General features: G+C 42.8%; 14 protein-coding genes. 10 read left to right on the forward strand and 4 right to left on the reverse strand.

The genetic code is table 11. From position 1 onward, the window contains the following. The first annotated feature begins 18 nt into the window (after positions 1 to 18). The 3 genes from ACJV2T_RS00255 to ACJV2T_RS00265 all read left to right on the forward strand — a co-directional run bounded on the left by ACJV2T_RS00255 (position 19) and on the right by ACJV2T_RS00265 (position 2,950). The gene (locus ACJV2T_RS00255; RefSeq protein WP_419398818.1) at positions 19 to 825 is read left to right on the forward strand and encodes a TrmH family RNA methyltransferase; all 807 of its coding nucleotides are present in this window, start codon (positions 19 to 21) and stop codon (positions 823 to 825) included. Between the two features lie 131 nt (positions 826 to 956). Then, complete coding sequence (locus ACJV2T_RS00260; RefSeq protein WP_419398819.1) at positions 957 to 1,949, forward strand: ATP-binding cassette domain-containing protein; 993 nt, start codon at positions 957 to 959, stop codon at positions 1,947 to 1,949. Continuing rightward, a complete protein-coding gene (locus tag ACJV2T_RS00265) occupies positions 1,946 to 2,950 on the forward strand; it encodes an ABC transporter permease subunit (RefSeq protein WP_419398820.1) in 1,005 nt (334 codons plus the stop codon). Before ACJV2T_RS00260 ends, ACJV2T_RS00265 begins: the two co-directional genes overlap by 4 nt. Positions 2,951 to 3,152: 202 nt before the next feature. Here the strand turns inward: ACJV2T_RS00265 and ACJV2T_RS00270 are convergent, their stop codons facing one another. The 4 genes from ACJV2T_RS00270 to ACJV2T_RS00285 form a co-directional block, all read right to left on the reverse strand. Further along, the gene (locus ACJV2T_RS00270) at positions 3,153 to 5,387 is read right to left on the reverse strand and encodes an ATP-binding cassette domain-containing protein (protein ID WP_419398821.1); all 2,235 of its coding nucleotides are present in this window, start codon (positions 5,385 to 5,387) and stop codon (positions 3,153 to 3,155) included. A 146-nt stretch (positions 5,388 to 5,533) separates the two neighbouring features. Beyond that, positions 5,534 to 6,691: a hypothetical protein gene (locus tag ACJV2T_RS00275; protein WP_391496145.1), complete on the reverse strand. Its 1,158-nt coding sequence runs from the start codon at positions 6,689 to 6,691 to the stop codon at positions 5,534 to 5,536. Next, entirely contained in the window at positions 6,688 to 7,893 is a 1,206-nt protein-coding gene (locus ACJV2T_RS00280) for an ATP-binding cassette domain-containing protein (RefSeq protein WP_419398822.1), read from the reverse strand. Before ACJV2T_RS00280 ends, ACJV2T_RS00275 begins: the two co-directional genes overlap by 4 nt. Positions 7,894 to 8,057: 164 nt before the next feature. Next, entirely contained in the window at positions 8,058 to 9,608 is a 1,551-nt protein-coding gene (locus tag ACJV2T_RS00285; RefSeq protein ID WP_391496147.1) for a thiol-activated cytolysin family protein, read from the reverse strand. 497 nt (positions 9,609 to 10,105) lie between these two features. Between ACJV2T_RS00285 and gatC the strand changes: the two genes are divergently transcribed. The 7 genes from gatC (at position 10,106) to rho (ending at position 18,987) form a co-directional block, all read left to right on the forward strand. Next, on the forward strand, positions 10,106 to 10,402 hold the full coding sequence (gene gatC, locus ACJV2T_RS00290; RefSeq protein WP_391496148.1) for an Asp-tRNA(Asn)/Glu-tRNA(Gln) amidotransferase subunit GatC: 297 nt from the start codon (positions 10,106 to 10,108) through the stop codon (positions 10,400 to 10,402). 3 nt (positions 10,403 to 10,405) lie between these two features. Further along, positions 10,406 to 11,947 (forward strand): Asp-tRNA(Asn)/Glu-tRNA(Gln) amidotransferase subunit GatA, encoded by a 1,542-nt coding sequence (gatA, locus tag ACJV2T_RS00295; protein WP_419398823.1) that lies wholly within the window; start codon positions 10,406 to 10,408, stop codon positions 11,945 to 11,947. Positions 11,948 to 11,980: 33 nt separating this feature from the next. Then, on the forward strand, positions 11,981 to 13,480 hold the full coding sequence (gatB, locus tag ACJV2T_RS00300; RefSeq protein WP_419398824.1) for an Asp-tRNA(Asn)/Glu-tRNA(Gln) amidotransferase subunit GatB: 1,500 nt from the start codon (positions 11,981 to 11,983) through the stop codon (positions 13,478 to 13,480). 255 nt (positions 13,481 to 13,735) lie between these two features. After that, positions 13,736 to 14,644 carry a GNAT family N-acetyltransferase gene (locus ACJV2T_RS00305; RefSeq protein ID WP_391496150.1) on the forward strand — a complete coding sequence of 303 codons (909 nt, stop codon included), beginning with the start codon at positions 13,736 to 13,738 and terminating at the stop codon, positions 14,642 to 14,644. After that, complete coding sequence (locus tag ACJV2T_RS00310; RefSeq protein ID WP_004105898.1) at positions 14,644 to 14,958, forward strand: DUF2469 domain-containing protein; 315 nt, start codon at positions 14,644 to 14,646, stop codon at positions 14,956 to 14,958. Before ACJV2T_RS00305 ends, ACJV2T_RS00310 begins: the two co-directional genes overlap by 1 nt. 91 nt (positions 14,959 to 15,049) lie before the next feature. After that, on the forward strand, positions 15,050 to 16,669 hold the full coding sequence (locus tag ACJV2T_RS00315; RefSeq protein ID WP_032835339.1) for an NAD(P)/FAD-dependent oxidoreductase: 1,620 nt from the start codon (positions 15,050 to 15,052) through the stop codon (positions 16,667 to 16,669). Positions 16,670 to 17,007: 338 nt separating this feature from the next. Continuing rightward, the gene (gene rho, locus ACJV2T_RS00320; RefSeq protein WP_415688984.1) at positions 17,008 to 18,987 is read left to right on the forward strand and encodes a transcription termination factor Rho; all 1,980 of its coding nucleotides are present in this window, start codon (positions 17,008 to 17,010) and stop codon (positions 18,985 to 18,987) included. Positions 18,988 to 19,018 lie beyond the last annotated feature (31 nt).

Here is a 19,018-nt window from a genome sequence, read left to right on the forward strand (position 1 = left end):
ACGGAGCAAAACTCACACATGCACGAACCGAATCCAATTACTTTGGCTGCAAAAGCTTCCGATGAGCCAGAATTCCGACCTATAGGAGTTGGCCCGTGGGAAGAAGAGCATCCAGGTGAACCTCGCCCAGATAATCCAGAATCGCCAAATTATGATGCGCGGTTTAGCACTGAATTACTAGACGAAGGCGACCAGCGTAACGTCCTAGACCGTTACCGGTACTGGAAAGTAGAAGCCATAAAAGCGGATCTCGATTCTAAAGGCCGTCATGAGTTTGAAGTAGCTGTAGAAAATTGGACTCACGATTTCAACATAGGCTCTATGGTTCGCACTGCAAACGCGTTTACTGCGAAAAAAGTGTATATCGTAGGGCCTCATAAATGGAATCGCAAAGGCTCGTTAATGACTGAGCTATACCAATACGTTGAGTGCTGCCCAACTATTGAAACTCTAGTAACTAATTGGCGCGAAAATATGCTTAAAGAAGCAGAAGAAGCGCATCAACTTTTGCTTAAAGCACAAGCAGAAGGTAATAAAGAAGCCGAAAAAATCGCAAATATTAAGGAACAAGACGCTAAAAACGCTCGCGTTATAGCGCTTGATATTATTCCAGGCGCTGTTGCTATGGAAAACTACAAATTCCCTAAACGTTGCCTTATGCTTTTTGGTGCGGAAGGTCCAGGTCTTTCTAAAAAAGCGCTAGAGATGGCGGATGACGTTGTTTATATTTCGCAATTCGGCTCTGTTCGCTCGCTAAACGCAGGAGCTGCTGCGGCTGTTTCCATGCATGCGTGGATTGCGCAACATGCAGTACCAAATTTCTGATACAAGCTACAAACAAGCAAATATAAGCAAACAATCGCAAACAAACAATCGCATTACAAAACGCAGCAGCCTGTACTCATAAACGCTTACATTTAATGTGTATTTTTTTTTATTTGTGATACTGTTAAGCTATGTTAGAATTCCAACATATCACAAAGCGTTTCGGCGCAAAAACATCGCTTAACGACGTTTCTTTCGTCGCTGAAGACGGTAAAGTCACGGGCTTTTTAGGCCCTAATGGCGCTGGTAAATCTACTACCATGCGTTGCGCGTTAAATCTTATTCATGCCAATAGTGGCACTTCTCTTATTGACGGAAAACCTTACGCAAAAATCGCATCCCCAATGACGGAAGTTGGCGCAGTTCTTGACGCAAAGTCTGCTCACAGAGGTCGTTCCGCTTATAATCACTTGTACTCGCTCGCTTTAACTCACGGAATATCAAAAAAGCGCGTTGACGAAGTGATTGATATTACTGGTTTAACTAGCGTAAAAAATCGCAAAGCAGGTTCATTCTCGCTCGGTATGAGTCAGCGTCTTTCGATTGCGGCGGCACTTTTAGCAGATCCGCACAATCTTATTTTGGACGAGCCAATTAACGGTTTGGATCCAGAAGGCGTTAAGTGGGTTCGCGAATTGTGCAAGTATTACGCAAGTCAAGGTCGTGCAATACTACTTAGTTCGCACTTAATGAGCGAAGTTGCTCTTACTGCAGATAATCTTGTGATTATTGCGCATGGCGAAATTTTGAAGCGTACAACAGTACAAGATTTTGTTAATGCACATTCTCAGCATGCTATACGTTTAGTGACTCCTGAAGGCGAAAAACTAAAGTCGGTGCTCGCTCAAAATCGTCCGGAATGCAAGATTTTGCCTGATAATCGCACGCCTCAAGACGTTCAAGAAGGTGAGCTTTTTAAGGTAACAGGTTGTGAGCTTAATCAGCTTGCTCACGAAATTGCAGATAATCAAATTATGGTTTACCAGCTAAATCAAGAGCACGCATCGCTTGAGGAAGCATATTTGGCTCTTACGCACGGTCAAGAGCAGTACGCAACAAAAGCATTGCCAAATGCTACTGCTACGACTGAAACGCAATATGCAGATGGAGGAAGCGCAAAATGAGTGGGCAAGTAGCAAATCAGCAAGTGCAATTGGCTGAATCTAACGCATATCAATCTAACGCACACCAATCTAACGCATACAAGACTGGCCGTAGCATGAACGCTCAGCACTTGCGCCTTACATTTATGCACACGCTTAAATCTGAGATTGTTAAGCTGCGCGGACTTGCGTCCACTTGGTGGTGCATGGCATTAGCTATTGTTTTGCCAGTAGTTTTCAGCTTTATTATCGCGATTGTGCAAAAAGCAATGTCTAAAGTTGACATTAAGAATGGAGCAAATCAAGGTAGATCAAGCGCTGCAATTACTGTTGGGCCGAGCAATAAAGGCAGCCTTATTGCATCTCAAGATAGCATTTTCCGCTTAGTTATTAGTTTTGCTTCTGTATTTTTGATTGTTTTGTCGATTTTTGCAGTGCTCGCTGTAACCGCGGAGCATTCTACAACTTCGATTCAGGCTTCTCTTACTGCTGTACCTAGAAGGGGTATGTTTTTTACGGCTAAGTTTATTGCTGTTGCAATCTACGTTTTTGTGGTTCAACTTATTGCAATGGCAGTTTCGTTAGCTGCTGCAGAATTAGCTTTTATAGGAGACAGCACTTCTGGATTATCTGGAAGCAACGCGTGGAAATTGCCTCTTACGCTGTTTCTTGGATCTCCTGCAATTATGGTTGTTGTAGCAGCAATGGCGTACGGTTTTGGCATGATTTGCAAGTCAACTGCTGGCGGAATTATGTGCGTTATTGGAGCCGTGATGATTTTGCCTAGTGTTCTTAGCATTATTATGTTTGCAAGCAATTTCGCGAAGTGGAATTCAATACTTATACAGCTTATGCCAGCCACAGCGGTGGGGAAATTCTTGGGCGGCTCCCCTAATTCGGGTGCACAGCTTCCACCAAACGCATATATTTTCACATGGTGGCAATCAGGCTTGGTGGTTCTCGCTTGGGGCGTAGTCATGTATGCAATTGGCCACGTTGTTGAAAAGCATCGCGATATTTAAATTATAGTAAGTAAAATAAAAAATAACCCCTGCTCGATTGCAATCATTACTGAGCAAACGAGCGGGGTTTATTTATTGCAACTATTTGCTAATACTAGTTTCTAATTCTTCTTCTTGCTAGAAATAAAGCACCCAGCTGCAAATAGAACAATAGCCCAAGCAACCATAGCAATAATAGATGGCACTAATCCTGACACTAGACTTATTGTGCATTTCCATTAGCATCCTGATCATCTTGTTTCTTTTTAGCAAATTGAGGATGAGCATACTCTGGACCAATATATGAAGTATCAGGCAATGGCAGCTCGTTTGTAGGCTTAGCTTGCTGCGGTTGCGCATACTGAGGTTGTTGCGCGTATTGCTGCTCATAGTATGGTTGCTGGCCGTATTGCTGATTGTAATATTGTGGTTGTGCGTACGGTTGCTGCGCGTACTGCTGACCGTATTGGATTTGTTGTGGTTGTTGCGCGTATTGCTGCTCATATTGTTGTTGCGCGTATGGTTGCTGCGCGTACTGATTTTGTTGAGCGTACGGTTGCTGTGCATATTGCTGTTGCGAGTACGGTTGTTGAGCGTACTGATTTTGTTGTTCATACGGCTGTTGCGAGTACGGTTGCTGAGCGTACAGTTGTTGCTCATATTGTGGTTGAGCATACTGCTGTTGAGCGTACTGCTGACCGTATTGGATTTGTTGTGGTTGTTGCGCGTACGGTTGTTGCTCATATTGTTGTTGAGCGTACTGCTGTTGCGCGTACTGATTTTGTAAGTATTGTGGAGTCTCCTGCTGCGGTTGAATAGGTTGTGGATTTTGAGCTGACAAGTCAGTTTGAGAGGCTTCTTCTATTATGTTGGCGTGTAGCACAGGTGCAGGTTTGGCTTGAGGCTCAGGTTCGGCTTGAGGCTCAGGTTCGGCTTGTAGCTCGGGTTCAGGTTCAGGTTCAGGTTCAGGTTCAGGTTTGGTTTGAGGTTCAGGTTCAGGCTCAGGCTCAGGTGTTACTTGCACAGCAGGCTCAGTATTTGCTTGCACCGCAGCCTCGGGCGCTACATTTGTTTCATGCTCTGTCGTTGGCTGCGTATCAAGCTCAGGGGATACCTGTGCCTCAGGCTCAGTAGTCACATGCGTTTCAACCGCGATTGTTTCCTTAGGCTCAACTGCTTGAGGTTCTGCAACTGCCTTAGGTTCAACTGCTTTAGGTTCTGCATATATATGAGATTCTTCCGTCAGCTGAGGCTCTACTTCTGCCTTTACTTCTGTCGCTACTTCTGTCGCTACTTCTGCCTTTACAGTTGTATTCTCTGTTGTTAATTGAGTATCAGGCTCATTTTCAGGCATCAATTGAGGCTCAGGCTCAGTTAACAATTGAGGATCTACTGCCGCATCTTGCGTTAATTGTTGTAGTGAATTTAGCGGAGTCGTTTCATTGTTGATATTATTAGGGATTTGTTCTTGAACATATACTCCTGTAGGATTCTGGTATTTTTGTTCATTGTTATAAACATATAGAGGTTTGGACACGTATGCTGCGTTGTCTCCTATTGTCGCCATATACGCATCTTCGAGTGAAACGCATTCTTTACTTAACTGATATGTAAGTAATTGTTTATTGTTAAAGAATTGCGCCAAATCTGCAATATTTGCATTATCTATAACGAAAGCTGCGCCTTCCTGCACGTCTTCGCTTTTGTGCTCAACTTGCATAATAGAGCATTCGCTATGCTGAGATTGCATAATGTCAAATAGCTTTTCTGGTTCAGGAGTAATAACTCGTACAGTGTTTTGAGAATATGCAGCAAGCAAATCTGCCACGCTTGTTTTTTGTAGAATCTCACCATGCGCAATAATAACAAGATCGTCTGCAATAATAGAAAGCTCACTAATGTTATTAGTGCTGATAAGTACTGCGCCGCCGCGTTCTGCATAGTATCTGCAGATTCCGCGCAACCATTTAATTCCTTCGACATCTAAACCATAGAATGGATTATCTAGTATAAGGTTATGAGGGTCTGCGAGAAGCGCTGCGGCTACTTCAAGTCGCTTGTACATGCCGGTTGACATTTCTTTGATTTTCATATTCTGTATAGAGCTGATTCCAGCAATATCCAGAGCTTCTAATATGCGATTTTTTGGAATTTTACAATATTTCGCAACGAATGTGAGCTTTTTTATAGCACTAGTATTTCTGTAATTATCTTTTAAATCTAATACAGTGCCGACTGTTTCTATTGGGGAATTAAGCTTTTTGTATGGGACGCCGTCGAATAATGCTTCACCTTCATTGGATTTTATGAGTCCCAATGCGCAATATAGCGCAGTTGATTTTCCAGAACCGTTAGGTCCAACAAATCCTGTAACTTTACCATTTTCTGCTACAAAAGAAATATTATTTAGTACTTGCTGTTTTTTATAGTACTTGGATATATTCTGTATCTCTAACATAACTAAATCCTACTGCGTAATTTTAAATAAATCTATTATTATTGCTAAACCCCACCCGGTTTTTTAGGTTCTTGTTGAACTTGCAACCGGATGGGGTCTATGCAATTAAGGTTTTTAAATTTAATATATTATCTAACTCATTAATATCATTTCATAATATTTCTCATTCTTTCTACGGTATGTCCGATTCCGTAGAATAATGCTGCCCAAATAATCATGTATAGAAGCGAAATCATGAAGTTTGGCATAAAAATAGTCCAATTACTTATGTGTAATTCCGCATCTAATAAGCAATTACTTGCAGCATATGATGGCAACATTTGTAAAATATTCAACGAACCTGAAATTGCAGGATCTGCAATAAGTAACATCAAAGGGTTGTACGTGCCGTATGGGCTGTACGTGCCGTATGAGCTATACGGGCTGTACATGCCATATGGATACATTGTAGAAAAATGTGTAATGCCATTAATTATGCTACTTATTAATGTGATAACAATTATTGAAGTAATAACCATCTGCGATAGTATAAGCCATAAACTTCCAGCAGCTGCAGATTTGCATATTAAACCCATTCCGTAGCCCATAATTGCAAACAAAACCATGCATATTGCTGAAAGAATCATCGTTGCAATTGATATGCTAAATAGACATTTTCTTTGTGGGTCAAATGGCATATAAAAATCAGAGAACATAGCTGAAAGAGCTATATTTAATACAATCATAGAAATTATTTGCATAATGAATGCATAAAATACTACGACAATTAATCTTGCAAATATAAGTAGGTTTCTTCGTGGGACTGCAATAACAGAGCTTCTTATCGATCCTCTTTTGCGATCTTGAGTTGCAGCTTTGCTTGCGAAAACAATGACGATTATAAGTGCAGATAGTGCGAGCGGAATGCAGAATAATGACGCGGAGTTTTTTACAGCGTCAATAAAAGGTTGTTTTCCGTTGCATTCGCTGTAATGCCAGAAACCATTTGATTTATACCTTCCGCTGCATGATGGCGCAGATTGATATCCTTGAGCTAATATCGCAGACGGACTCATTCCTGCAGGAATAAGCGCGTGAATAATAGATGACAGTAAGGATGCGGAAATAATTGGAAATATTATGAACAGTGCTGTGCACCACCATGTAAACTTTGCGTATGCTAACTTAATTGTTTCAGACTTAAGCACATTAGCAAAAGTTAAATGGTAGCGTGTGTTTCTTTTTAAAGATGCAGAAAATTGCATCTGTGCTTGCATTTGGTTCATATTTACTGCATTTTGGCTATTCATAGTTGATGCGTTCATCGTGCTTCTCCCTGAATGCTCTGTTGCGATTGTGGAATATATTGCGTTTTTTGTTCTTTTAGAGATTGCGCAAATTGCGGATGTGCATATTGTTGTTGGTCGTATTGCGATTGCCTGTATTGTTGACTGTGTCGCGCTGTAGGTTGCGTAGGTTGCGTAGGTTGCGTAGGTTGCGCAGGTTGTACAGGTTGTACAGGTTGCGTCTGAACATATTGCATCTGCTGTTGTTGCATATATTGAGTTTGAGCAGTCGCGCCGTTTTCCATACTCTTATATGCGCTAGTAGGAATGGATACGAATCTTGCATGCTTAGCAGTCATTGCTAAATAAGCGTCCTCTAAAGGAATGTGTTCATTATTTATTTGGTAAGTAATCAATTGTTTATTGGCAAAACTTTGAGATAAAGATGTAATATCTGCGTTATTTATAACAAAAGCCGTGCCTGCTTGAACATCATCATTTTTGTGAACAACTTTAGTAACAGTGCACTCTCTATACTGTGACTGCATGATGTCAAGAAGCTTTTCAGGTTCTGGAGTTATAACTCTAACTGAAGCATATTGCGAATAAGATTCAATAAATTTTTTAGTAGTAGTTTGTTGCAAAATGTTGCCATGTGCAATAATAACCAAGTTGTCTGCAACGTTAGCAATTTCACTAATTGTGTTTGAACTTAGCAATACAGCTCCGCCGCGTTTTGCATAATATTTACACAAATCTCTCATCCATCTAACGCCGTCAGCATCTAACCCGTGGAAAGGCTCGTCTAGAATAAGGTTGTGAGGATCTGCTAATAACGCTGTTGCAACTGATAGTCGTTTACGCATGCCGGCTGACATTGATTTAATATCCATATTTTTTATAGAGCTGATTCCGGCAATATTCAGAACTTCTAATACGCGACTTTTTGGTATGCCATAAACGGCTGCGAAAGCGTTGAGATGATTAATAGCGCTTCTGTTATAATCTTCAATCTTTATATCTAACACAGAACCGACTGTTTCAATTGGAGATTGAAGACCCTCATAAGGCATACCATCGAAGTAAGCTCTGCCGCTATTGGTTTTCATTAGTCCCAATGCACAATACAGTGCAGTTGATTTTCCGGAACCGTTAGGTCCAACAAATCCTGTAACTTTACCATCTTCTGCTACAAAAGAAATATTATTTATTGCTAATTGTTCTCCGTAGCTTTTTGTCATATTTCTTATTTCTAACATAACTAAATTTTACTGCTAAAAATGTAATAAAAAAATCCTATTTATATAAAAAGTAAGGACTTTATCTTGTAACTGGCTACAGGATAAAGTCCTTACTTGTTTCATTTTTATGTATTTATTTATTTATGCTCAATTGCAATATGAGTTCAGTCATTCTTTACAGTCTCAGCAACGCGAGGCCACAAAGTTGTACCCCAGTTCTTGATTGTGCGCTGGCGAACCAACGGCAAATCGGTGCGGTTGTACACTGTGCGCCATGGTTCCCATGCTAAGCCGGTCTTTTCTTCCAACTTAATGCGCAGGTTGCGCACATTGCCCTTGAACTGAATCGTTGTGCTGAAGTGAGCGGTACGATACTTGCCGTTTCCTTCCCAAGCGCGAGAACGTACGTATGGAGTTCCGTCGATATCAGTGCCGTACTCATCCCAGTAGACGTAGTAGCGAGCTACATAAGCTCCACGGTGATCCAAGGTCAAATAGCCGTCACGGTAAGAAGAAACCTTGGTTTCAACGTAATCGCTGTTGCTCTGAAGAGTTGCTACTTCGTTATCTTTTACGAAGGAAGTAGTGTAAGCGATTGGAACAGCTGGGCTGGAGGTGCTCAAATTTGCACCTTCCTGAATCAAAGCCTTAAGCGTATCGATGTTGCCGGTAATAACCTTTGCTGCACCGTCAGCGCTGCCGCCGAGAATCACTGCAGTAACAGAAGTATTCTGGAGAATGCGATGGAACTCGGTGTTTGGCTTGATTTCTACGCCCTTAATTGCTGCTTCTACTGCAGCCTGGAAATCAGTGCTCTTGCTGGTGGTATCGAACTTTACATACATTGAGCGGCCATAAGCTACGTTTGACACGTAAACTGGTGGGCGCTTGCTGTCGACGCCGCGGTTCTTCAAGCTTTCTGGCGTAGTGCATGGAGCAAAGAAGTCTGCTGGGCTATCTGGAGCGTCAACGCTTACTGTGTAGTAAGTTTGCTTGAAGTTCACAATTTGAGTCTGCTTCTCACCCTTGTGTACTGCATCGAAATCAATCTTCAGCGGTACGCCAATCTTTGCAAAATCAGCACCAAACTTAGCTTTGAGCTGGTTCATGCTCTGTGCGCTTGCGGAATCATACTGCATACGAGCTGCCACATGATGGCTTGCTGCATATTGTGCATTCCACTTAGAAACTAAGCCGTTAACTGCTGAAGTAACGGAGCTCTTGGTTGGATGCTGCACAGTTACAGCGCTCTCGCCGCCATGGAAGCCTGGCAAATCAATGCTCAAAGTTAATGGAGCACGATTTGCTGAAATCAAGCTTGGCATGTTATCCATCAAATTCTGGTCAGCGCGGAATAATGCACCAGGATATACGCGATCATTGTTGGCGGAAGTTACCGACAAGTTTGAAGTTGTATTTGTGATGTTCTTCTTCTGGTGTTCAACAACAACGAATTCGCCGTTATTGTTGAAGCTGTCGCTGGAGAATTTATTGTTAATTGTTTCGCCGTGACGTGCGAGAATATTTGTTTTATCGTAATGCAAATCCCACAAGTAGTTGTTCAGCGAGTCCTTGCTAGCTGCGCAAGATGCAGCTGGATCCGAAGGTTTTGCAGAAGAATCTGCCATTGCTGGAACTGCTAAGCATTGTGGAATAATAGTCGCGCCCGCGAGCAACAACATTGCTGCATTACGGTAGAACTTTGTGCTCTTCATATGTATCCTTCAATTTTTATTAGATTTTATTTCAAATTATTTCTTCAGTGAGATGCTGCAAATACGTGCTTCAGTGCATATATATGCTTCAGTGCATCAGCTTCAGCTTCTCACATCACATGATTATTACACACTTTTTATTTATGTGATAATTGTTTAAAATAATTTTTTAAGTTTCAAACAAAAGTTTAAATAATGCTGAAATACCAACACTTTTTGGTTACGTCAGTTTTGTTGTTTCGGCGTGTTGACAGGTAAAATGAGCGGATTTTACGTATTTTGATTTGTGATAATTTTGTGAAAATATAGGCAAAATATCTGTTCAAATATTATTTAGTGTTACGCATGAGCTTTTTAATTGCTGCAGTCTTAAAAAATTAATTCCTAACACTTTCTCAATAAAACAAAAATAATCAACAAATAACTCTAATAAAGCTTTTATCCACATTGCTTTTTTCTACTAACGAAGGTCACGTATCACACATATAGTTGAGGTTATGCCTACATTCACACGCGAAGAAATTGAGCATTTGGGCGTTTTGTCCCAGATTGCTTTAAGCGACGAAGAAATCAGTCGCTTGCAAGGCGAATTAAACGTCATTGCAGAATCTATTAATAAAGTGCAGGAAGTTGCTGGCGAAGATGTGCCGCCTACTGCAAATCCAGTTCCTTTGGAAGCTTATTTGCGCCCAGATGAGCCTGCTACACCTTTGACTCAAGAAGAAGCTCTTTCTGGTGCTCCTAAAAGTGAGTCTGGCATGTTTGTAGCGCCTCGAATTTTGGGGGAGGAATAAAACATGACTAATACTCAAGATTTAGTAAAACTTTCTGCTGCCGATATGGCAAAGGCTGTGAAAGCTAAAGAAGTTTCTAGTCGCGAACTTGTTGAAGCTCACTTGGCAGTCATTGAGTCTGCAGAGCCAGAAATTAAGGCATTCTTGCATGTTTCTGCAGATATTGCTCTTGAGCAGGCAGATGCTTTTGATGCCAAGAACGCTAAGGGTGAGACTGAAGGATTGCCTGAGTTGGCTGGTGTGCCAATTGCAATTAAGGACATGATTGTCACTAAGGGCATTCCTACTACTGCAGCATCTAAGATTCTCGAAGGCTGGGTTCCACCTTACGATGCTACTGTTATTGAAAAGCTCAAGGCAGCTGGTATGCCAATTCTTGGCAAGACTAATTTGGATGAGTTCGCTCAAGGTTCTTCTACAGAACATTCTGCTTATCAAACTACTTGCAATCCTTGGGATACTGAGCGTGTTCCTGGCGGTTCTGGCGGCGGCTCTGCAGCTGCGGTTGCTGCATTCGAAGCTCCTATTGCTTTGGGTACAGATACTGGTGGCTCTATTCGTCAGCCAGGCGCTTTAACTGGTACAGTCGGCGCAAAGCCAACTTACGGTGGTGTTAGCCGTTTTGGCGCAATCGCTATGGCAAGCTCTCTCGACCAGATTGGACCTGTTTCTCGTACCGTTCTTGATTCTGCGCTTTTGCAGGAAATTATCGGCGGTAACGATAGGCGCGATTCCACTTCGATTCCAGCTTCTGTTCCTCCAATGGCTCAAGCTGCTCGTGAGGGCGCTCGCCGTGATTTGAAGGGCTTGAAGGTTGGTCTCGTTAAGGAGCTTAGTGGCGATGGTTTCCAGCCAGGCGTTGAAGCACGCTTTAATGAAGCTGTGCAATTGCTTAAGGATATGGGTGCAGAAGTAACAGAAGTTTCTTGCCCTCATTTCCCTTATTCTTTGGCTGCTTACTACATTATTATGCCTTCAGAAGTTAGCTCTAATTTGGCTCGCTACGACGGTATGCGCTACGGTTTGCGTGTAATGCCGCCAGCAGACAAGCCTCAGACGGCCGCAAATATGATGGCTGCAACTCGTGAAGCTGGTTTCGGTGACGAAGTAAAGCGTCGTATTATTCTCGGTACTTACGCGCTTTCCGCTGGCTATTACGACGCATGGTATGGTTCTGCACAAAAAGTTCGTACACTTATTATTCGCGATTTCGAAGAAGCGTTTAAGAAAGTAGATGTTCTTATTTCTCCAACAAGCCCTACAACGGCATTTAAGTTTGGTGAGAAGATGGATGATCCACTTTCTATGTACATGAACGATATTGCTACAATTCCTGCAAACATGGCTGGAGTTCCTGCTTTGAGCCTCCCTGCTGGCTTAAGCGATGACGGTTTGCCTGTTGGTATTCAGATTATTGCTCCGCAATGCCATGATGAAAAGATGTACAAGCCTGCAGCAGCGTTGGAAGCAGCGCTCGAAGAGCAGTGGGGCGGCCCAATCTGGAAGTCGCTTAAAGCTGGTTGGCTCGATTCATTGGCTAAGTAAAGTGAAGTAAAGCTTAAGTAAGAAGGATATCTAATGGCTGAAAAACTTATGAAATATGCCGATGCTGTTGAGCAATTCGATCCAGTATTCGGTTTGGAAACTCACGTTGAGCTTTGCACTCGTACGAAGCTGTTCTGCCCAGCAGAAGTATCTTTTGGTGGAGAGCCAAATACTCAGCTAACTCCTGTAAGCCTTGGTTTGCCAGGCTCTTTGCCGGTTTTAAACAAGACTGCGGTTGATTACGCTATTAAGCTCGGTTTGGCATTGCATTGCGAAATTGCCGAATGGAGCCAGTTTGCGCGTAAAAACTACTTCTACCCAGATATGCCTCGCGATTACCAGATTTCCCAGTACGATAAGCCTACTAATGGCAACGGTTACTTGGATGTTGAGCTCGAAGATGGCACCGTGTTCCGCGTGCCGATTGAGCGTGCTCACATTGAGGATGACGCTGGTAAGAATACTCACGTTGGTGGTGCTGACGGTCGTATTGAAGGTGCAAATCATTCTTTGGTTGATTACAATCGCGCAGGCGTGCCTTTAATCGAGATTGTAACTAAGCCAATCGAAGGTGCAGGCAGCCGCGCTCCAGAAATTGCTGGCGCTTATATGCGTGCTATTCGCGATATTGTTCGCGCTCTCAACATTTCCCACGCTCGCATGGAGCAGGGCAATATGCGCGCTGACGTGAACGTTTCGCTTCGCAGAAAGCCAACCGATCCATTTGGTACGCGCTCTGAAACTAAGAATGTGAACACATTCCGTGGAATCGAAAAGACGCTCCAATATGAGATTCGTCGTCAGGCTGCTATTTTGAGCGAAGGCGGCGAGATTTTGCAGGAAACTCGTCACTGGGATGAGGCAACTCAGACTACTGCTGGCGGTCGTGTGAAGTCGGATGCTGACGATTATCGCTACTTCCCAGACCCTGATTTGGTTATGCTTCACATCACTAAAGAGCATATTGAGCGCATGAAGGCAGAAATGCCTGAAATGCCTCGCGAGCGCCGTAACCGTTTGCAAAGCGAATGGGGTGTTAGCGATCTTGAAATGCGCGATATTTTGAACGCGGATGCTCTTGATTTGGTTGAAGAAACCGTTAAGTCTGGCGCAACTGCAGCAGGTGCTAAGAAGTGGTGGCTTGGTGAGCTTGCTCGCGAAGCAAACACTCGTGGCGTGACTTTGGAAGAATTGCCTATTACTCCGCAAGATGTGGCTGAAGTTGAAAAGCTAATTGCAGACGGCAATCTTAACGATAAGCTCGCTAAGCAAACTGTTGCATGCGTTTTGGCTGGCGAGGGTAAGCCTGATGAAGTTGTTAAGAAGCACGGATTCAAGGTTATGAACGACGACGGCGCTTTGGAAGCTGCTGTTGACGCTGCTCTTGCTGCTGATCCTGAAGTTGCAGAAAAGCTTAAGGCTGGAAATATGAAGCCGATGGGTGCAATTATTGGCGCTGTTATGCGTGCAACTAAAGGTCAGGCTGATGCTAAGGCTGTTACTAAGATTGTGATGGCAAAAATCAAAGGCTGAAAAGTGCTGTAAAAGCTGAAAAATTTAATATTTGATAACGCCAATGTATAAACGCAAAAGCGTAATCATTATTCAAAGTAAGTGCTGCGTACTTGCTACATATTCAAATCAAATTTGTTTGTGTAGCAGGTGCGCAGAATTTACTATTTATCGACATTGCAAGGCATTTTTCGTCTTCTGGATTATCATATATTATGCGACATGAGAATTATGCGAAGGGCTTAATTTTCAAAGGCACAATACAAGTAGGTGACTATGCAACAAACCAATGATGGTGTTATTAACTCTCGCGAGTTACCAAAATCTATAGTAATTCCTCAAATTCGTGGAGAGATGGCGCTCCTTCGTCCAGCTACGTGCGATGATTTGCAAAGAATGGATGATTTGTGCGCATTCGATGGTGCTGCAGTTATTACTGGAAAGGATGCTAATTCAGAGCGTTCTATGGTTCATTCGTGGGTTGAGAGATCAATGCAATGGACTAAAGATAATCTTATTGGCGAAAATCCTTCTGAATCTTGTCGTTTTGCTGGCGATGTTCAATTGCGTCACACTATTGCATGGGCGATTGTTCCTGATGTTTTGGATGATTCAAATAATGCTGCTGGTGACATTATTGGCATGATTTTCCTTATAGATATTGACGGATGGTCTCGCAGTGCTCGAATTCAAGTTGTTTTAGGCAAAAATTATCGAGGAAGAGGCTATTCGCGCGACGCAATGCCTAGAGTTATGACTTATGCTTTTGCATCAGAGCCGACTGGTCTAGGGTTGCATAGAATTTGGGTGGGAGTTCCGGCAACTAATACTCGCTCACTTTCTGTGTATCAATCTCTTGGATTTGTAAAAACAGGCACTGCGCGCGACGCATTATGGGATGCTCAAAATCAAAAATATCAAGATTTTGTTGTAATGGACACTCTTGTAGATGAGTATGATGCAATTCGCTCGCTAGATGCGTTTGGTCTACACGTTATTGAAGAAAATCCTGGTGTAGTTGAAGCTTTGAGCGCGCATGAGCATTCTGTGGCTATACCTGTGCATCGTGATAATCTTGATGAAGCATGGCCGTACAATGCAAACGTCTCTGAAGGAAGTTCATCAAAAAAAGCTTGGTGGCGCATTATAGGTCGTGGACGCAATCGTAATACGGAAGGTAAGTAATGAGCGCCGAAGATCTCGACAACTATGAAACCGATGCAGAACTTGCGTTATACAAAGAATACCGTGATGTTATTAAGCTTTTTACTTATGTTGTAGAAACAGAGCGACGATTTTATTTAGCCAATAAAGTCGATTTTAATGTGCGTTCAGCAGGTCAGGATGTTTATTTTGATGTTCAACTTACGGACGCTTGGGTATGGGATGTTTACCGCCCTTCGCGTTTTGTTAAAAATGTACGAATAGTGACTTTTAAAGATGTAAATGTTGAAGAAGTACAGAAAACAGACATTGACATTCCTGAATCTATCGCGTGATGCGCGTATGCTCAATAAGGATATATAGAAATTGCTTACCTAGCACGCAAAGTGTTTTCGTAAAAATTTGATGTATTAAGATGGAGGACAAGTGACGGATACACAATCCCCAAAGGAATCTGTGGTAATTATTGGTGGCGGTCCGGCAGGGTTGACGGCAGCCTGGGAACTCGTTAAGGATGGCGGATCTAGCCGCTACGACGTAACAGTACTCGAAGCCACGCGTGAATTTGGCGGTATTTCGCGTACTGTGAAGTATAACGGCAATCGTATGGACATCGGCGGTCATCGTTTCTTCTCAAAAGATGACCGTATTATGCAGTGGTGGCGTGAAATGCTGCCTCTACAGGGTGCGCCTTCATATGACGATAAAAAGCTTGGTCGTCATCACGATTTGGAAGCAGGTGGACCTGATCCTGAAGTTGAAGATGAAGTGATGTTGAAGCGTCATCGCGTTTCTCGTATTTTCTGGAATCATCATTTCTTTGATTATCCAATTTCTCTTTCTGCAGCAACCTTGCGCTCTATGGGCTTTATTTTGACAATGAAGGTTGGCTTCAGCTATTTGTGGTCTATGATTCACAAGTTGCCAGAAACTAATCTCGAGAACTTCTACATTAATCGTTTCGGCAAGAAGCTTTATTCCATGTTCTTTGAGGGTTATACCGAGAAGCTTTGGGGTAGGCATCCAAGCCAGATTTCTGCCGATTGGGGTGCTCAGCGCGTTAAGGGTTTGAGCATTGTGGAAGTGTTGAAGAACGCTTTTTCCAAGCTTTTCCCTAAGAAAAAAGGCAAGAAGAAGGAAGTAGAAACCTCATTAATTGAGGAATTCTGGTATCCAAAGCTTGGTCCTGGTCAGTTATGGGAAACTGTTGAGCGTCGTTGCCGCGAAAACGGTGCTACTGTGCGCACAGACGCAAAGGTAGTTGCTATTAAGCAAGCAGACGGAAAGATTTCCAGTGTTGTAGTTGAAGATGCAAATGGAGAGCGTTCAGAATTGCACGCCGACCAGTTTATATCTTCTATGCCAATTAAGGATTTGGTAGCTGCTCTTGAGCAGGGTGCAGATGGTGACGAAAAAGCTGAAGTTCCAGCAGAAATGCAGCGCGTTGCCAAAGGTTTGCCTTATCGCGATTTTGTGACTGTAGGCTTGCTTGTTAAGCGCGTGCGTCTGCGTAATACTACTACTATTCCAACGCTTGGTAATCCTCCTATTGTTCCTGATTGCTGGATTTACGTGCAGGATCCTGGATATAAAGTCGGACGTTTGCAAATCTTCAACAACTGGAGCCCATATCTCGTTAAGGATGTCGATAACACCGTTTGGATTGGTCTTGAGTACTTCTGCGAAGAAGGCGACGACTTCTGGAATATGAGTGATGATGATGCTCGCAAGATGGCTATTGACGAGTTGACTCGTATGCAGGTTATCAATGGTGAGGAAGACGTTCTTGATTCTCATCGTGAGCGAGTTCCAAAGGCATATCCTGCTTACTTTGACACATACGCTCAGATGCCTGAATTGATTGATTATCTTGATGGCTTCGGCAATTTGTATTGCGTTGGTCGTAATGGACAGCATCGTTACAATAACCAAGATCATTCAATGGCAACTGCTATTGAGGCTGTAGAAGATATCCGAACTGGAGAAACTTCTAAGAAGAACGTGTGGTCTGTTAATACTGAAAAGTCGTATCACGAAAAGAAGTAGTAATTAATTTTCGTATAAATTTGAGCGTTTGATTTTAAAGCGCAAATAATTTAGCGATAAAGCGTCAATAATACTGGGCATTGCCCATGTTATTGGCGCTTTTTGTTTATTCTAATATCGCTTTAAAAGCTTTATAAAAATTGTAATAAAAATACTAAATACTATGGCGCGCCGCGTTGTACAGCGTCGTATAGCTGTAGTAGCATACATAATGTTCGTTGTTATGTGCATATGAATTGTTATGAAATAGCAGCGAGTTCGTGACGGATTTTTCCGTAATCTTCCATGTAAAGACTTGCCGGGGCTCTATTCCGTGTGAGTTAAGGAAAGGTAAAATTGTGGCAACAGGCCAGAATCTTGAAAAAATGAAGCTTTCAGAATTGAAAGATCTTGCGAAACAAATGGGTTTGCGCGGCACATCTACAATGCGTAAGCCTGAGTTGGTGGCTACACTGACGGCTGCTCGTAATGGGGGAGAAGCGCCTGCAGGTGTAAGTGTTCGTGTTCCTCGTGATGTTGTGAATGCTAATAAAACTGCAGATATTAGTACAGATATAGAAGATGCTGAATCGTCGAAAGACAATAGTGATTTAGAAGCGTTAGAAGGTTTGGTTCCAAATACTACTTCAGATCGTCGCTATAGAGACGAAGAAGATTTTGGGAATAAAAATTATCGACGCGATGCGAATCGTAATAATACATTCCAGCGTCGCCGTTCTTCAGAAGATCGTGATGATAATCGCGATCGTAGAGAAGATGGCATGGATTCGCATGAGTTGGATCAAATTTTGGCAACATTGCCTGGTGAAGATTCTCATGCAGAGGGTGAGTCGCGTCGTCAGCGTGTAACTTCTCGTGACTTTGATAGAGATGAACAGCAAAATCGTGCTGATCGTTTCCAGCGTCGTATGCGTGGTCGTGTGCGTGATTACGATGAGTCTCGTTCAGATTATTCAGATAGACAAAATCGTTCAGAACGCATGGATCGAGTAGAACGTGACGATCGTGATGAACGTCGTGCTGAGCGTGGAGAACGTCAAGATCGTAATGATCGTAATGATCGCAATGTTCGTCTTGATCGCGATGCCCGTGATGCGCGCGATGCTCGTGAAGAGCATGAGTTACGCGAGCCTCGTCGTGAAGAGCCTCAGGAAGAGCTCGTGCCAGTAGCTGGAATTGTTGATGTCTTAGAATCTTACGCATTCGTGCGCACTTCTGGTTATTTACCTGGTCCTAACGATGTTTATGTTTCAATGAGCCAAATTAAAAAATATGGCTTACGCAAAGGTGATGCAGTTCAAGGCTCCATTCGTGCTCCTCGCGAAGGCGATCGTCGAAATCAGCGTCAAAAGTTTGTTCCTTTGCAAACAATCGATAGCATTAATGGAATGAGCGTTGAAGAAGCTCAATCTCGTCCGCAATTTGCTAAGTTGACGCCGTTATATCCGCAGGAGCGTTTAAAGCAAGAAACTACTCCGAATCGCATGTTGGGACGCGTTATTGATTTAGTTGCACCAATTGGTAAAGGTCAGCGCGGTTTGATCGTGTCTCCGCCAAAGGCTGGTAAAACCATTACTCTTCAGAATATTGCAAATGCAATTACTACAAATAATCCTGAAGTGCATCTTATGGTTGTTCTTGTCGATGAGCGTCCAGAAGAAGTTACCGACATGGAACGCACTGTACAAGGTGAAGTGATTTCTTCTACATTTGATCGTCCTGCAACGGATCATACTACTGTTGCTGAGCTTGCTATTGAGCGTGCTAAGCGTTTGGTTGAGCTTGGCCAGGATGTTGTGGTTTTGCTTGATTCTATGACTCGTTTGGCTAGAGCCTACAATATTGCAGCTCCTGCTTCTGGTCGTATTCTTTCTGGTGGTGTTGATGCTCAAGCGTTGTACCCACCAAAGAAGTTCTTCGGTGCTGCTCGAAATATTGAAGACGGCGGCTCTTTGACGATTATTTCTTCTGCATTGGTTGAAACCGGCTCTAAGATGGATGAAGTAATCTTCGAAGAGTTTAAGGGCACTGGAAATATGGAATTGCGCTTGAGCAGAGATTTGGCTGATAAGCGTCTCTTCCCAGCAGTAGATATTAATGCTTCTGGAACTCGTCGCGAGGAGTTAATTACTCCAGCTGCAGATTTGCCAGTTATTTATCGTTTGCGCCGTCTCTTTGGTGGTCTTGAGGCAGAGCAAGCATATCAGACTTTGATTCCTCGATTGAAGAAAACTGCTTCAAATCGTGATTTCTTAACTGCTATAACTCAACAAACTGGCACTGCTACGAATAATTCTTCTTCTACGACTGTTGCGTAGTTTTTATTTCGTAAGGAATTAAAATTATTGC

The sequence above is a fragment of the Gardnerella phocaeensis genome (assembly GCF_048545075.1).
Lineage (GTDB): Bacteria > Actinomycetota > Actinomycetes > Actinomycetales > Bifidobacteriaceae > Bifidobacterium > Bifidobacterium vaginale_J.

What these genes read in the sequence shown, in the direction of transcription:
- ACJV2T_RS00310 (WP_004105898.1), top strand. Translation starts at nt 14,644, where the DNA reads ATGAGCGCCGAAGATCTCGACAACTATGAAACCGATGCAGAACTTGCG.
- ACJV2T_RS00255 (WP_419398818.1), top strand. Translation starts at nt 19, where the DNA reads ATGCACGAACCGAATCCAATTACTTTGGCTGCAAAAGCTTCCGATGAG.
- ACJV2T_RS00275 (WP_391496145.1), bottom strand. Translation starts at nt 6,691, where the DNA reads ATGAACGCATCAACTATGAATAGCCAAAATGCAGTAAATATGAACCAA.
- ACJV2T_RS00265 (WP_419398820.1), top strand. Translation starts at nt 1,946, where the DNA reads ATGAGTGGGCAAGTAGCAAATCAGCAAGTGCAATTGGCTGAATCTAAC.
- ACJV2T_RS00285 (WP_391496147.1), bottom strand. Translation starts at nt 9,608, where the DNA reads ATGAAGAGCACAAAGTTCTACCGTAATGCAGCAATGTTGTTGCTCGCG.
- ACJV2T_RS00260 (WP_419398819.1), top strand. Translation starts at nt 957, where the DNA reads ATGTTAGAATTCCAACATATCACAAAGCGTTTCGGCGCAAAAACATCG.
- ACJV2T_RS00280 (WP_419398822.1), bottom strand. Translation starts at nt 7,893, where the DNA reads ATGACAAAAAGCTACGGAGAACAATTAGCAATAAATAATATTTCTTTT.
- gatC (WP_391496148.1), top strand. Translation starts at nt 10,106, where the DNA reads ATGCCTACATTCACACGCGAAGAAATTGAGCATTTGGGCGTTTTGTCC.
- ACJV2T_RS00270 (WP_419398821.1), bottom strand. Translation starts at nt 5,387, where the DNA reads ATGTTAGAGATACAGAATATATCCAAGTACTATAAAAAACAGCAAGTA.
- ACJV2T_RS00305 (WP_391496150.1), top strand. Translation starts at nt 13,736, where the DNA reads ATGCAACAAACCAATGATGGTGTTATTAACTCTCGCGAGTTACCAAAA.
- gatB (WP_419398824.1), top strand. Translation starts at nt 11,981, where the DNA reads ATGGCTGAAAAACTTATGAAATATGCCGATGCTGTTGAGCAATTCGAT.
- gatA (WP_419398823.1), top strand. Translation starts at nt 10,406, where the DNA reads ATGACTAATACTCAAGATTTAGTAAAACTTTCTGCTGCCGATATGGCA.